General features: G+C 62.0%; 11 protein-coding genes. All 11 read right to left on the bottom strand.

Annotated elements, in window-relative coordinates; genetic code table 11:
- Positions 1 to 47: 47 nt before the first annotated feature.
- A complete protein-coding gene (gene yccS / locus BFQ03_RS06535) occupies positions 48 to 2,231 on the bottom strand; it encodes a YccS family putative transporter (RefSeq protein ID WP_065942721.1) in 2,184 nt (727 codons plus the stop codon).
- A gap of 121 nt (positions 2,232 to 2,352) precedes the next feature.
- Entirely contained in the window at positions 2,353 to 3,531 is a 1,179-nt protein-coding gene (locus tag BFQ03_RS06530; protein WP_065942720.1) for a BaiN/RdsA family NAD(P)/FAD-dependent oxidoreductase, read from the bottom strand.
- Positions 3,532 to 3,691: 160 nt separating this feature from the next.
- Positions 3,692 to 5,029: an ATP-dependent RNA helicase DbpA gene (gene dbpA, locus BFQ03_RS06525; protein WP_229689197.1), complete on the bottom strand. Its 1,338-nt coding sequence runs from the start codon at positions 5,027 to 5,029 to the stop codon at positions 3,692 to 3,694.
- 131 nt (positions 5,030 to 5,160) lie between these two features.
- Positions 5,161 to 6,588 (bottom strand): multidrug transporter subunit MdtD, encoded by a 1,428-nt coding sequence (gene mdtD / locus BFQ03_RS06520; RefSeq protein WP_065942719.1) that lies wholly within the window; start codon positions 6,586 to 6,588, stop codon positions 5,161 to 5,163.
- Positions 6,589 to 6,623: 35 nt separating this feature from the next.
- A complete protein-coding gene (locus BFQ03_RS06515; RefSeq protein WP_065942718.1) occupies positions 6,624 to 7,514 on the bottom strand; it encodes an alpha/beta fold hydrolase in 891 nt (296 codons plus the stop codon).
- 259 nt (positions 7,515 to 7,773) lie between these two features.
- Complete coding sequence (locus BFQ03_RS06510; protein WP_065942717.1) at positions 7,774 to 9,090, bottom strand: TldD/PmbA family protein; 1,317 nt, start codon at positions 9,088 to 9,090, stop codon at positions 7,774 to 7,776.
- On the bottom strand, positions 9,090 to 10,532 hold the full coding sequence (locus BFQ03_RS06505) for a TldD/PmbA family protein (RefSeq protein WP_065942716.1): 1,443 nt from the start codon (positions 10,530 to 10,532) through the stop codon (positions 9,090 to 9,092). The genes BFQ03_RS06510 and BFQ03_RS06505 overlap by 1 nt, the downstream gene beginning before the upstream one ends.
- 146 nt (positions 10,533 to 10,678) lie before the next feature.
- Positions 10,679 to 11,374, bottom strand: coding sequence for an RraA family protein (locus tag BFQ03_RS06500; RefSeq protein ID WP_032858688.1), 696 nt, complete (start codon positions 11,372 to 11,374; stop codon positions 10,679 to 10,681).
- A gap of 218 nt (positions 11,375 to 11,592) precedes the next feature.
- A complete protein-coding gene (gene betA / locus BFQ03_RS06495; protein WP_032858687.1) occupies positions 11,593 to 13,290 on the bottom strand; it encodes a choline dehydrogenase in 1,698 nt (565 codons plus the stop codon).
- 154 nt (positions 13,291 to 13,444) lie between these two features.
- On the bottom strand, positions 13,445 to 14,917 hold the full coding sequence (betB, locus tag BFQ03_RS06490) for a betaine-aldehyde dehydrogenase (RefSeq protein ID WP_032858685.1): 1,473 nt from the start codon (positions 14,915 to 14,917) through the stop codon (positions 13,445 to 13,447).
- Between the two features lie 93 nt (positions 14,918 to 15,010).
- On the bottom strand, positions 15,011 to 15,604 hold the full coding sequence (betI, locus tag BFQ03_RS06485) for a transcriptional regulator BetI (protein WP_032858683.1): 594 nt from the start codon (positions 15,602 to 15,604) through the stop codon (positions 15,011 to 15,013).
- Positions 15,605 to 15,703 lie beyond the last annotated feature (99 nt).

The raw sequence follows: 15,703 nt of genomic DNA, 5'->3' as shown, positions 1-15,703 counted from the left end.
TTGGAATGCATTTCAAAGGTAGGAGCTGGCTTGCCTGCGATAGGGCCCTAAGCCGCACTGGTTTCCTTGATCAAATGTGCGGCCAATGTGCGCAACGGCCCCAACTGCCGGCAAATCAACGCCAACTGCGTCTGCACCAGACGCTGCGCCTCATCGATCTCATCCGGCATCTGCTCCAGTTCTACAGCCAACGCCTCCTCGGCATCGCTCTGCACCGCAATCGGCTGTTTGTTCGCCAGCCCCGTGGCGATTTCGTCGATGCTGGTAGCGAGGGTTTTGCCCGCGCCTTCGATCAGGTGTTCACGCACGTCTGCCGGCAGTTGGGTGTCGCGGTGCGCACCCAACCCCGACAGGTAGCTGAGCAAGGTGTGGGACAACACCAGGAAGCGGAAGCCCACGTCGGCCTCCTTACGGAAATGCCCCGGCTCCATCAGCATATTGGCCAGGGTGGTGGACAGCGCCGCATCGGCGTTGTGCGCATTGCGCCGGGCCAGGCGGTAGGCCAGGTCGTCGCTCTTGCCGGCGGCATATTGCTGCATGATCTGGCGCAGGTAGATGCTGTTGCAGGTCAGGGTGTTGGCCAGCACTTTGTTCAGGCGCCGGCCTTGCCAGTCCGGCAGGAACAGGAACACCGCCAGCCCGGCGATCAGGCTGCCAAGCAAGGTATCGAACAGGCGCGGCAGGAATAGCCCGTAGCCATCGCCCACCTGGTTGAAGCAGAACAGCACCATCAGGGTAATGGCAGCGGTCGCCAGGGTGTAGCGGGTGGTGCGGTTGATAAAGAACACCAGCCCCGCAGCGATGGCGAACATCGATTGCACCAGAGGGCTGGGGAACAGATCGAACAGCGCCCAGGCCACCGTCAGGCCGATGGCCGTGCCGACGATCCGCTGGCCGAGCTTGCGTCGCGTGGCGCCATAGTTGGGCTGGCAGACGAACAGCGTGGTGAGGATGATCCAATAGCCCTGTGACGGGTGGATCAAATGCACCATGCCGTAGCCGACACTCAGTGCCAGGGGCAGGCGCAGGGCGTGGCGGAACAGCAACGACGTCGGCGTCAACTGGGTGCGCAGGCGCGTCCACATTTCCTTGAGGTTGCGCGGTGAACGGTCCAGCAGGCTGCTGTCGGTGGCATCGGCCAGGCTGTCGGGGTTGCTGGCATCACTGAGCAGGCGGTCAAGGGTCGACAGGTTGGCCGCCAGCGCGCGCAGCGAACGCAACAGGCCGCGCCAGGCCGGGTTGCTCTGGATGCGCAGGTGTTCCAGGGACGCATTCAGGTCGCCCAGGGCCTCGGCGAAGCTGGCGTCGTAGACAAACGGCTGGCGCAACTGGATCGACTCGGCGAGGGTCTGGCAGGCTTTGCCTTGCTGGCGCAGCAGGCGCTGGCAACGGAACAGCACATCGCTGTGGAAGAAGGCTTCAGCCAGGGCGTTGTAGGGGTAGTGGGAGGAACTGGCGCGTTCATGGATGTCCTGGGCCAGGAAGTACAGCTTGAGATAGCGGCTGACCTTGGAGCCCGGCCGGCCGTTACCGACGCGGTGCAGGATGATTTCCTTGGCCGCATTGAGCGCCGCCACCACCCGGCCATTTTGCTGGGCCAGTTCCAGGCGCCGTGCTTCCACGTCCAACTGGCGAATAGGTTCGAACAGCGAAGACTTGAGCTTGAGGTAACGCCCCAGCTCGCGAAACAGCCGGGCCAGGCTCTGCTGCACCGGCTGGTTGGAAAACAGCGCCTGCCACAGCACCGACAGCACGCCATACCAGGCGGCACCGGCCACCAGCAGCAAGGGTTCATGCCAGAAATCGGTGACGGCGCCGCCGCGCTGGTCCACACCGATCATGGTGTAGACCGACAGAATCAAGGTGGCCGAGGCGATCGCCCCATAGCGCTCGCCCAGGGCGCCGAGCATGGTCAGGCAGAAACTCGCCAGGGCGATGGCGATGGCAAAGATCCACGGGTAGGGAAACAGCAACTCCACTGAGAGTGCTGCCACGCTGAAACATACCAGCGTCACCGCCAGGGCGTTGAGGCGGCCTTGCCAGCTGTCATCGGTCTCGGCCAGGGCGCTGGCGATAATCCCCAGGAACAGCGGGATCAGCAGCGACATCTCATCCTGATACCAGCACAACGCCATGCTGCCGGTGAGGGCGATAAACACCCGTACGCTGTAACTGAACTTATCCAGTGCCCAAAGGCGCCGCATTGACTGCTTGAACGAGGTCGAGGACATGAAGTCTGGGGTCTTCCGGGACGATGCCGCTAAATTGAGCCAGTAATGACGTCAGGGCAAGCGTGGCGATCACATTCATAAGCAAAAATATCCCAGGCACACCGCAATCCAACTGTGGATATCAGGCGTATTGCGCTGCCGCATAGCCCGACGCCCAGGCCCATTGGAAGTTGAACCCGCCCAGGTGCCCGGTCACGTCCAGCACTTCGCCGATAAAGTACAGGCCAGGGCTTTTCAGTGATTCCATGGTCTTGGACGACACTTCTCGCGTGTCCACCCCGCCCAGGGTGACTTCGGCGGTGCGGTAGCCTTCGGTACCGGCCGGGACCAACTGCCAACTGCCCAGCTTGCTGGCAATATCTGCCAGCTCGGCGTGGGTGTACTGCTTCATCGGCTTGGACACAAACCACGTCTCGGCCAACAGGTTGGCCATCTTCTTGGTGAAGATCTCGCCGAGTAGGGTCTTGAGCTCGCTGTTGGGGCGTTCGGCCTGCTGCTGTTGCAGCCAGGCGTGGGCATCGTGGTCGGGCAACAGGTTGATCTCAACGGTGTCGCCGGGTTCCCAGTAAGAAGAAATCTGCAAAATCGCCGGCCCGCTCAGGCCGCGATGGGTAAACAGAATGTTCTCGCGAAAGCTCTGGTCGTTGCAGCTCACCAGGCAATCGACCGAGGTGCCGGACAACTCGCCGCACAAGTCCTTGAGCTGATCGGTGATGGTAAACGGCACCAGGCCCGCGCGGGTCGGCAGCAGTTCATGGCCGAACTGCTTGGCCACCTGGTAACCAAAGCCGGTGGCGCCCAGTGTCGGAATCGACAGCCCGCCGGTGGCGATCACCAGGGATTCACAGCGCAACTCGCCCAGTGTGGTCTGCAACTGGTAGCCGCTGTCGAGCCTGGCGATCTCCTGGATCGAGGTGTCCAGGTGCAGGCTCACGCCGGTCTGGATGCACTCGTCGAGCAGCATGCCGAGGATGTCGCTGGATTTGTTATCGCAGAACAACTGGCCGAGTTTTTTCTCGTGGTACGGCACGCCGTGCTTGGCCACCAGCCCGATGAAATCCCATTGGGTATAGCGGGCCAGGGCGGATTTGCAGAAGTGCGCGTTGTGCGACAGGAAGTTGGCAGGCTCGGTGTACATGTTGGTGAAATTGCAGCGGCCACCGCCCGACATCAGGATCTTCTTGCCGGCCTTGTTCGCATGGTCGATCAGCATCACCTTGCGCCCACGCCCGGCGGCAGTCAGCGCACACATCAAGCCTGCGGCGCCAGCGCCAATGATCACAACTTCGGTCGAGCGCAAAACGGTGTCCTCACACAAAATCTATTTTGGAATACAGTCAAAAATGTGGGAGCGGGCTTGCTCGCGAATGCGCACTGTCAGCCAACCCATCTGGCGACTGGTACACCGCATTCGCGAGCAAGCCCGCTCCCACATTGGATCTCCATTGAATCGAAGAGCTTTACAGGATGCGCACACGCAACGAACGGCCCTTGATCTTGCCATCGTTCAAACGCTGCAGCGCCTGCTTGGCGACGCCACGCTCCACGGCCACATAGGCCTGGAAGTCAAAGATCGCGATCTTGCCCACCTGGGCGCCCGGGATCCCGGCTTCGCCGGTCAGTGCACCCAGGATATCGCCGGGGCGAACCTTGTCTTTACGGCCGGCGGCAATGCACAACGTGCTCATCACCGGCAGCAACGGCGCGCCGCCCTGGGATTTGAGGTTGCTCAGTTGGTCCCAGTTCAGCGGGGCCTTTTGCAGCAGCTCGATGGCCTGGGCGCGGTGCGCTTCGGACGGTGCTACCAGGCTGACGGCGATCCCGGTCTCACCGGCACGCCCTGTACGGCCGACGCGGTGAATGTGGATTTCCGAGTCGCGGGCCAGTTCGACGTTGATCACCATGTCCAGTGCATCAATGTCCAGGCCGCGGGCGGCGACGTCGGTGGCAACCAGCACCGATGTGCTGCGGTTGGCGAACATCGCCAGTACCTGGTCACGGTCACGCTGCTCCAGGTCGCCATGCAGGCCGACCGCAGAAATGCCCTTGGAGGTCAGGTGATCCACGGTTTCCTGTACTTGCTGCTTGGTAAAGCAGAAGGCTACGCAGGAGGCCGGACGGAAGTGCGACAGCACTTTGGTCACCGCGTCCATGCGCTCGTCCGGGGAGATTTCGTAGAACCGCTGCTCGATCTGCTCGTCGGAGTGGAACGCTTCGGCCTTGACCTGCTGCGGCGCGCGCATGAATTTGGAGGCCAGTTGCTTGATGCTCACCGGGTAGGTGGCCGAGAACAGCAGGGTCTGGCGACGGGCCGGGGTCTTGCTGATGATGTCTTCGATGGCGTCGTAGAAGCCCATGTCGAGCATGCGGTCGGCTTCGTCGAGGATCAGCGTGTTCAGGCCGTCCAGCACCAGCGAACCCTTGCGCAGGTGTTGCTGGATGCGGCCCGGGGTGCCGACGATGATGTGCGCGCCGTGTTCCAGGGAGGCGATCTGCGGGCCGAGGGACACGCCACCGCACAGGGTCAGCACCTTGATATTGTCTTCGGCACGGGCCAGGCGGCGGATTTCCTTGGCCACCTGGTCCGCCAGCTCACGGGTCGGGCACATCACCAGGGCCTGGCAACCGAAGTAGCGCGGGTTGATGGGGTTCAACAGGCCGATGCCGAAGGCCGCGGTCTTGCCGCTGCCGGTCTTGGCCTGGGCGATCAGGTCCAGCCCCTTGAGGATCACCGGCAAGCTTTGCGCCTGGATCTGCGTCATCTCGACATAACCCAGCGAGTCGAGGTTAGCCAGCATGGCGGCGGAGAGCGGCAAAGTATTAAAAGCGGTGGCGATGGTGGTCACGGGACTGGCTCTGCAAAAACAAAATGTCGCGCAGTGTACCAGCCTCGTGGGAATTTCCCTGCAAGTTCTAGACGAGACGCCGCTTAATGCTCGATGTCGTGCTCGCGGCTGACCACCCGTTTGCCGTCTTTTGGCGACAATTGCAGGAAGATCGCCGCCGCCAGCATCGCCATGATACCCACGGTGAGGAAGGTCAACTGAAACGCCCCGAGCACGGTACTGACCCCATCGTTGCCGGCTTCGGCGGTGAACCCGCCCAGCAGGGCACCGGCGCAGGCCACCCCCAGGCTCAGGGCCAGTTGCGCCACCACCGACAGTAAGCTGTTGCCGCTGCTGGCCTGGGCGTCGTCGAGGTCGATCAGGGTCACGGTGTTCATCGCGGTAAATTGCAGGGAGTTGATCGCCCCCAGCACTGCGAGCATCGCCAGTAGCAGCGGGTAGGGCGTCTGTTCGCTGACCAGGCCCATGCTCGCCAGCATCAGGCCCAGCGCCAACGTGTTACCGGTCAGCACGATGCGATAACCCAGGCGTTCGATCAGCGGCCGGGCAACCGACTTGGCGACCATGGCTGCCGCCGCCAGGGGCAGCATGCTCATGCCGGCCTGGGATGGCGAGTACCCCAAGGCGACTTGCAGCAACAACGGCACGAGGAACGGCAAGGCACCGCTGCCCAGGCGCGCGAACAGGTTGCCGAGAATGCCCACGGCAAAGGTCCGGGTCTTGAACAGCACCGGCGAGAACAGCGGATTTTCGATATGCCCGGCGCGCAGCCAGTAGGCCGCCAGGCACGCCATGCCGCCGAACAGCAGCAACATCACGCGCAAGTGTGGCAGGTGCAACTCGCCCAAGCCTTCCATGGCGATAGTGATCAGCACCATCGCCGCGCCAAACAGCAAAAAGCCCAGGCTGTCGAAGCGTGTGCGCTCACTGCCACGCAGGTCGGGGATGAATTTCCACACGGCGTAGCAGCCGATCATGCCCACCGGCAGGTTGATCAAAAAGATCCAGTGCCAGGTCAGGTACTGCACCATCCAGCCGCCCATGGTCGGGCCGAGCAAAGGGCCGAGCAGGCCGGGAATGGTGATGAAGCCCATGATCCGTACCAGCTCCGAACGCGGGTAGGCGCGCAGCACCACCAGCCTTCCCACCGGTAACATTAGCGCGCCGCCCAGGCCCTGGATCACCCGCGCGCCGATCAGCATGCTCAGGCTGCTGGACAGGGCGCACAGCAGCGAACCGATGCTGAACAGCATGATCGCGCCGAAGAAAATTTTCTTGGTGCCGAAACGGTCGGCGATCCAGCCCGAGGCCGGGATCAGCAAGGCCACGGTAAGCATGTAGGCGATGATCACGCCTTGCATGCGCAAAGGGTTCTCCGCCAGGTCCTCGGCCATGGCGGGCAATGCCGTGTTGAGAATCGTCCCATCGAGTGACTGCATGAAGAAGGCAATCGCTACCACCCAGGGCAACCAGCGGGCGGTCTTGACATCGAGCACGACACGATTCGGCATGAGAACCCTTTTATTAGCAGGCTATGTGTTGCCGATTATGCGCCATCAATAAGCGGTTTTCCCACTGGCGGTTCGTCTATATCTGACACTGCTACATCTTTGCCCACCAGGAAATCAATCAGCGCCCGATGCACTGCAAACGCCGCCTCGCGGGACTCCAGGTCGAGCAGATGGCCGGTGTGCTCGGCCGTGGCAAAGCTGCTGCGCCCCACATATTGCTTGAACAGTTGGGCTTCATCGGCCGGCGTATATTCGTCCAGCGTGCCGTTGAGAAAGTGCACCGGGCTTTCGATCTGGCGCAATTGCGGCAGGTAGTTGCCATCGCCCAGCGCCAGCACCTGATGAATATGAAAGCGCGCCTGGCGGTACTCGGTGGTGGCCATGGTCGACAGGTGCCGATGGTTATTGCGCTTGAGCCGGCTGGAGAGGAACTTGCCGACGGTTTCGTTAAGCAGGTGGCCGACGGCGGACTTGTCATCGGCCTCGATCAGCACCCGCACGCGCTCCACGTATTCGAGCATCGCCTGGTTGAGATTGGGCGCCAGGGCCATCACTACCGAACTTTCGATGGAGGGCGGGTTGCGTGCCAGGGTCAGCAGGGTCGAGATGCCGCCCCAGGAGGCCGACACCAGATGGTTGACCTCAAAGCGCTCCACCAGCGCCCGCAGGATTTCGACTTCGTCGTCCTTGGTCACCAGGTCCAGGTCGGTGTTGTGGGGGCGTGAATAGCCAGAGAACGGCAGATCGAACATCAACACATTGAAATGCTCGGCCAGGCATTTGCTGGTGCGAGCGAATGAGCGGGTGGTGGACAGCGCGCCGTTGACCAGCAGCACGGTCTTGCGTTGTGGGTCGTTGCCCAGTTGCTCTACGTGAACGTTGTAGTGCTTGAACAACTTATCAATGACAAAACTTCCTTGGTACATGTCAACGCTCCGGCTCGCCCTATCCCGGGCGAGGTCATGCATCATTTGCGAACAAATAGGTTAAGAGTGGCGGGATGCCACTAACGTTTATATCGAGGTTTTCGGCAGGCGACAACAGCCCCGCAACCAGCGGGCTGTTGTAAAGGAAGGTTCATCAACACACAGGGCGTTCCCCTGTAGGAGCGAGCTTGCTCGCGAAAATCGCGAACGATAACGCGGGCATTCTGATCGAGCGCGCGCGTCGGAGAACATCCGGCACCTACAACGTCAGGGTCAACCGTTTTACCAGCGCGCCCGGCAACAAGTTGGACGAGGTACTGCGCTCGCTATAGGTACTGGCCGACAGCAGCAACTCGCGCTCGGCGGTCAGCGCTTCCAACTGCGAACCCAGCAGGTGGTACACGCTGTCATCAAAGCGCATGGTGCTGACCGGCGCCTTGATCTCACCGTCCTCTACCCAGAACGTGGCGAAGCGGGTCATGCCGGTCAGGCGCGCCGCCGGCTGGTCGGAGTAGTTCAGGTACCACAGGTTGCTGATATACAGGCCGGTGCCCAATTGCTTGAGGATATCGGCCTGGGCCAGGTCGCCTGCAGCCATTTCAAAGGCACTGGGGGACTCGTCGCCATCGGCACCGTTGGTGCTCAAGCCATATTCGGCAGCGCTGCGCGAGTTGACCAGGCGCCCTTCGGCGTGGCCGGCGCTGATCAGGGTCACATCGCTGCGCGGGTAGCCGTCGCGCGAGAATGCCGGGCTCAACGATGCGCTGACCTGTTCCGCCATGCTCACCAGTGGGTTCAGGGCCTGATCACCGGCATACAAACGCTGCAACGGGCTGCCTTTGCTGGCGATGGCCTGGGCGGAGAAACCACCCCAGGCGAGCATGCTGACAATTTCTTCCAGGGCTGCTGGTGCCAGGTAGGCGCGGTATTGGCCGGGCGCCAAGGTGTGCAATGGCCGGCCCAGATACTCAAGCTGCTCACGGGCTTGCTGGAAGCGCTGGGCAAACGCCGCGCTGTCCCAGGCATCCCCGGCGTAGCTGGCTTTTACCGCTTCGCCATTGGCATGGAACAGGCTGAAATCGAAGTTGAAACTATTGGCCTGATGCCAGCCAAAAGCCCCGGACGAACTGGCGAATCCACGGCTGATCGGCCCGGCGGCATAGAAGCCCACCAGGTCCACACCTTGGGCGGCCTGGCTGATTTCGGCCAGGACCTGATCCAGGTCCGGCAGTGGCCGGGCCTGTTCATTCTGGCTTTTCCAGGCGTTGTGGTTGAGCAGCAGATAAGGATCCTGCGGCAGCAATGGCAAGGTTTCACGCAGTTGTTGCAGGCCCTCGGCCAGGCGCTGGCGATCCAGCTCCGGCGCCCCGGCCAGGGTGATACCGAGGTCGGCGTGGCGCCCGTCATGAATCAGCTTGAGGTTCACGCTGGCTTGTTGCACCTGCCCGGCCTGCCGCACCCGGGCATGGTTCAAGCGCACGAACTCGGAAGACTCCGCCGCATAGCCCAGATGAAACTGTTCCCCGTCGGTGATGGCCTGCTTGAGCCACTCCACCAGATCCTTGAAAGCCTGCATCAGGCATCTCCCCCAAACACATCCACATCACTGAACACACACGCCGGCGACGCATGGCCAACGCGGATCACCTGGTTGGGCTCGCCCTTGCCGCAGTTCGGCGTACCCAGCACCTGGAAAGTACTGGCATCGCCCACGGCACTGAGCTTGCGCCAGAACTGCGCGGAAATCGCCCGGTAGTTGGGGTTTTTCACCACGCCCTTGAGTTCGCCATTTTCGATCAACTGGCCCCATTCGCAGCCGAACTGGAATTTGTTGCGCGCATCGTCGATGGACCAGGAACGGTTGGTCGACATCAAGATACCGTGCTCGATGCCGCCGATCAGTTGCGCCAGGCTCTGGTCGCCAGCCTCGATATTGAGGTTGGCCATACGGTCGATCGGCGCGCGGTTCCAACTGCAGGCGCGACTGTTGGCAACGCCGCCCATGCCCGCACGGTATTGCGACAACGCACCGCCCAATGGTTTGAGCAGCAGGCCTTCACGGATCAGGAACTGCTTGCTGGCGGCGGTGCCGTCATCGTCATGGCCATAGCTGGCCAGTTGCTCGGGAATGTCCGGGTCGAAGGTCACGTTCAGCAGGTTTGAGCCGTATTGCAGGTGGCCGAAGTCGCTGGCCTTGACGAAGCTGGTGCCGGCGTAATTGCGCTCGTCACCGAGGATCCGGTCCAGCTCCAGCGGGTGGCCGATGGACTCGTGGATCTGCAGGATCATCTGGTCGGGCATCAGCAGCAGGTCGCGCGGGCCGGTGGGGGTATTGGGCGCCAGCAATAGTTGCAGCGCCTGATCGGCAATCCGTGGCGCGGCGCCGACCAGGCCGAAACGGCTGATCACGTCCGCACCGCCTTGCTGGCCAAAGTTGGTGCCACCCAGGGTGCGGGTCTGGCTGTCGTTGCCGTCGTAGGCCGTGACATTGACGCCGGGGAACACAAAACGCTGGGCCTGGCGCAACTCGGCACCGGCACTGTTGAGGTAGATCTGCTCGACCAGGGTGGTGCCCAGGCTGACTTCCCAGTTCACCAGGCGCTCGTCCTTGGGCACGGCGGCCGACTCGGCACCGAGCAATTGGTAGCAGTCGCTCAGGGACGCAAAAGGTTGGTCGAGGTTTGGCGACAGGTAATCGGCGATGTCGCTGGACACCGGCTGGTCGCGCAGGTCGAGCAGCGCGTGGGGTTTGATCCGCCGGGCTTGTTGCTCCGCGCGCTCAAGGGCGGCTTGCAGGCCGGGCAGGGAAATGTCGTGGGTGGCGGCGTAGGCCTCGACACCGTTGAGGCGCACGGTGAGCATGGCACCTTCGTCGCGACTCAGGTGCGGCGGCTCGGCGACGTTCTTGCGCACCGACAGGTACTGGCCAGACTCGCGCACGTAACGCAGCGAGAAGAACTCGGCGTGGGTGCGCAGGGCGGCGAAATGTTTTTTGAGTTGCGGGTGTTTTTCGAACATGGAGCCTTCCTTGTGGGCAGCGGTGGCCGGAGGCCCTCATCACTGTAGGAGCGAGCTTGCTCGCGAAGGTCGCGAACGATGGCGCGGGCATTCTGGATAAATGCCGCGCTCTTGGGTTTTTCGCGAGCAAGCTCGCTCCTACAGGGTTAGACCGGGCAACCCTTGGCGCGCAGGATCGCGTCAAAACGATCAGGGTCCAGGGTGCCGGCTTCGATAGCCGCCAGTGTAGCCTGCTCGCGCGCCAGCAGGTCGTGGCAGCGCACCAGCAGTTCCGGCAGTTCGCTACGGGATGCGGCAACCACGCCGTCGCCATCGCCGATCATCAAGTCGCCAGGCGCGACCAGCATGCCTGCGCAAGAGATCGGCACGTTGATCTCACCGCCGCCGTCCGTACTCGGGCCACGGTGCACGCCGCCGATGGCGTAGGCCGGCAGTTCGCCGGTCTGCCATTCGTCGAGGTCGCGCAGGGCGCCGTTGATCACCACACCGACAATGCCGGCCTTGAGGGCCATGGCGCGCATGATGCCGCCGAACACGGCGCGGGTCAGGTCGGCGCTGCCGTCGATCACCAGCACATCGCCCGGGCGGGCCATTTGCATGGCCTTGAGGATCATCAGGTTGTCACCGGGGCGCACACGCACGGTCAGCGCGCTGCCGAGCATCGGCGCATTGCCGTGGAACGCCTTGAGACCCAGGCCGCCGACGTTACGGCCCAGGCAGTCGCTGACTGCAGCGGCCGGAATCTTGCTGAATTCCTTCAGCCATTTCGGGTCCAGCGGTTCAACGTTTGGATTGATCAGGAAGCCGGTAGGCCATTTGCTCGAAGAAACGACATCAAACATGAGAAAGCCTCGTGGCCAGGCAGAAGCCGGCGTGTCGGTAGGGAGGTGAAACGTTTGCGCGAGGGACTAGATTAGGCCGGCGCGGGGGGTGGGATCAAGGGTGAGGCGGTGTAGGAAGGGTTTTGTAGGAGCGAGCTTGCTCGCGAATGTCGCTAACGATAACGCGGGGCATCGGGTGCCCCGCGGTGTTCTGAGGTTTTTCGCGAGCAAGCTCGCTCTTACAGGGTAGGACCCACTTCACGCAACGGCTTGCCACGCACAGGCGCATCGCCGGCCACGTAGTAGTCCGCAGTGCTGCGCGGCAACTGGCGGCCACGGATCTTGTCGGCGATTTTCTCGGCGATCATGATCGTTGGCGCGTTGAGGTTACCGGTGGTGATGATCGGCATGATCGATGCATCGACCACTCGCAGGCCCTGCATGCCATGCACGCGACCTTCGCCATCGACCACGGCCATCTCGTCGGTGCCCATCTTGCACGAGCAGGACGGGTGGAACGCGGTTTCGGCATGCTCGCGGATGAACGTGTCCAGTTGCTCGTCGGTTTGCACCTCGATGCCCGGGCTGATTTCGCGGCCACGGTACTGGTCCAGTGCCGGCTGCTGCATGATTTCACGGGTCAGGCGGATGCCATCACGGAACTCCTGCCAGTCCTGCTCGGTGGCCATGTAGTTGAAGAGGATGCTCGGGTAGTCCCGTGGGTTCTTCGACTTCAGCTGGATGCGACCACGGCTCGGCGAACGCATGGAGCCCATGTGCGCCTGGAAGCCGTGCTCTTTCACACCGTTGCTGCCGTTGTAGTTAATCGCTACCGGCAGGAAGTGGTACTGGATGTTCGGCCATTCGAACTCTTCACGGGTACGGATAAAACCGCCCGCTTCGAACTGGTTGCTGGCGCCGATGCCGGTGCCGTTGAACAGCCACTCGGCACCAATCGCCGGCTGGTTGTACCAGAGCAGCGACGGGTACAACGAGACCGGTTGGGTGCACGCGTATTGCAGATACAGTTCCAGGTGGTCCTGCAGGTTTTCGCCGACGCCTGGCAGGTCGTGGACCACCGGGATGTCGAGGCTTTCCAATAGTTTGGCCGGGCCTACACCGGAGCGTTGCAGCAGTTGCGGCGACGCGATGGCGCCGCTGCACACCAGCACTTCCTTGCGCGCACGGGCCTCAACACGTTCTTCGGCGGCACCGATCAGGTAACGCACGCCGACTGCACGCTTGCCTTCGAACAACACTTTGTCGGTCAGGGCATGGGTGACGATGGTCAGGGTCGAGCGCTTCTTGGCGGTATCCAGGTAGCCACGGGCGGTACTGGCGCGCCGGCCGTTCGGCGTGACGGTACGGTCCATCGGGCCGAAGCCTTCTTGCTGGTAGCCGTTCAAGTCTTCGGTACGCGGGTAGCCAGCTTGCACGCCGGCTTCAACCATGGCGTGGAACAGCGGGTTGTTGCCGGCTTTTGGCGTGGTCACGCTGACCGGGCCTTCGCCACCGTGGTAATCGTTAGGGCCGATGTCGCGGGTTTCGGCCTTGCGGAAATACGGCAGGCAGTCCAGATAGCTCCAGTTTTCCAGGCCTGGCAGTTTCGCCCAGCCGTCGTAGTCCATGGCGTTGCCACGGATGTAGCACATGCCGTTGATCAGCGACGAGCCACCCAGGCCCTTGCCGCGACCACATTCCATGCGGCGCCCATCCATGTGTGGCTCTGGATCGGTTTCGTAGGCCCAGTTGTAGCGGCGGCCTTGCAGCGGGAACGCCAGGGCGGCAGGCATCTGGGTACGGAAATCGAGACGGTAGTCCGGGCCGCCGGCTTCCAGCAGCAGGACGGTGACGCCTTCGTCTTCGGTCAGACGGGTCGCCAGGGTGTTACCGGCGGAGCCGGCACCCACAATGATGTAGTCGTATTCTTGGGACATAAATGCACCCTCTTTGGAGATGGTCAGATGAGGCGAGTGCTTCGCACTCATCGGGAGCAAGCCCCCTCCTACATTTGAAGGCGTACACAAATCAAATGTGGGAGCGGGCTTGCTCGCGAAGGCGGCGGCCTCGCGAGCAGCACATCACTCGGATTTAGAACACCGAGGCGTAGTCGCCCAGCTCAACCTGTACCGATTTGATGCGGGTGAAGTTGTTCAGCGAGCTGATCCCGTTCTCACGGCCAACACCCGACTGCTTGTAGCCGCCAACCGGCATCTTGGCGTCGGACTCGCCCCAGGCGTTGATCCAGCAGATACCCGCTTCGAGCTGATGAATCACGCGGTGGGCACGGTTCAAGTCCTTGGTCACCAAGCCTGCAGCCAGGCCGAAGTCGGTGTCGTTGGCGCGACGGATCACTTCTTCTTCAGTCTCGTAGGTGAGGATGCTCATCACTGGGCCGAAGATTTCTTCACGCACGATGGTCATCTCATCGGTGCAGTCAGTGAACACCGTCGGTGCAACGAATGCACCCTTGGCGAAGTCGCCAGCGGTCAGGCGGTCGCCGCCGCACAGCAGGCGTGCGCCTTCTTCTTTACCTTTGGCGATATAGCCCAGCACGCTTTCCATGTGGGCGAAGCTGACCAGCGGGCCGAAGTTGGTGTTTTCGTCTTGCGGGTTGCCGACGCGGATGCGCGCAACACGTTCGACGATCTTGGCTTCAAAGGCGGCTTGCAGGTGCTTTGGAATAAACACGCGAGTGCCGTTGGTGCAGACCTGGCCGGAGCTGTAGAAGTTGGCCATCATCGCGGTGTCGGCGGCGCGATCGAGGTCGGCGTCGTCGAAAATGATCAGTGGGGATTTGCCGCCCAGTTCCATGGTTACGTCTTTGAGCGAGGAGCTCGAAGCGCTGGCCATGACCTTCTTGCCGGTGTCGGTGCCGCCGGTGAAGGAGATTTTTTCGATGCGCGGGTGCTCGGTCAGCCAGGTGCCGACTTCACGGCCGCTGCCGGTCAGGACGTTGAACACACCGTCCGGAACACCGGCTTCGGTGTAGATCTCGGCCAGTTTCAGGGTGGTCAGCGACGTCACTTCGCTTGGCTTGAAGATCATCGCGTTGCCAGCGGCCAGGGCCGGGGCGGATTTCCACAAGGCGATCTGGATCGGGTAGTTCCACGCACCGATACCGGCGACCACGCCCAGCGGCTCGCGGCGGGTGTAGACGAATGAGGTGGTGCGCAGCGGGATCTGCTCGCCTTCGATGGCAGGCACCAGGCCGGCGTAGTATTCCAGCACGTCGGCGCCGGTAACGATGTCGACGTACTTGGTTTCGGAGAAGGCTTTACCGGTGTCCAGGGTTTCCAGGGCAGCCAGTTCGTCGTTGCGCTCGCGCAGGATTTCCACGGCGCGACGCAGGATGCGCGAACGCTCCATGGCGGTCATCGCGGCCCAGATTTTCTGGCCCTTTTCGGCGCTGACCACGGCACGTTCGACGTCTTCGAAAGTGGCGCGTTGCACGTTGGCGAGAACTTCACCGTTAGCCGGGTTGATGGCTTCGAAGGTGGCATCGCTGCCAGCGTCGCTGTAGCCGCCGTCAATGTAGAGTTTTTGCAGTTCGAAACGGGCCATAAAGTCCTCGCAAGTGCATAAGTGGTTGGCGTTAACCACTGAGGGGCGCAGCCCACTCAGTAGCCGTTCAGGGGTTGAGCGTTTATGTGTGCTCTAACTCACCTGCTTGGCCAATTGGAAGTCCATGTATTCGTAAGCGATCCGTTGCGCCTGCTCCGTGTCGAAAGCGTCTCCCGACAGGGCGCCGCGCAACCACAAACCGTCGATCAGGGCCGCCAGGCCTCGGGCTGCGCTGCGTGCATCTTCCAGCGGCAGCACACGGCGGAACTGGCAGCACAGGTTGGAATACAGGCGGTGATCGTTGATCCGCTGCAACCTGTGCAAAGACGGGTGGTGCATGCTGGTAGCCCAGAAGGCCAGCCAGGTTTTCATTGCCGGGCCGTTGACCTGGCTGGCGTCGAAGTTGCCGCCAATAATCACTTGAAGGTGCGCCCGGGGGCTGTCTTCCTTCAATGCCTGCCGGCGTTCGTGGACGTTCTCGATCAGCACATTCATCAGGTACCGCATCGTTGCGGCGATCAGGCCATTCTTGTCCTGAAAATAGTGACTGATGATGCCGTTCGAGACTCCGGCCAGACGGGCGATCAGCGCAATGCTGGCATCTCCCATCCCTACCTGATCGATGGCCGTCAATGTGGCTTCGATCAACTGCTGGCGGCGTATGGGTTGCATACCGACCTTGGGCATGTAGCACCTCTCCTTAGGCCTGCCGACGGGCGTAAACGTTCGTCGGGTTGAGGGCCAGTCTATTTTGTTTTGATTGAACGTTCAATCAACAAAGAATAA

This window comes from Pseudomonas sp. 25 R 14 (assembly GCF_900004755.1).
In the GTDB taxonomy this organism is placed as follows: Bacteria; Pseudomonadota; Gammaproteobacteria; order Pseudomonadales; family Pseudomonadaceae; genus Aquipseudomonas; species Aquipseudomonas brenneri.
Note: the sequence above shows the minus strand (reverse complement) of the source record. Positions and strands in the feature narration are given on the sequence as shown.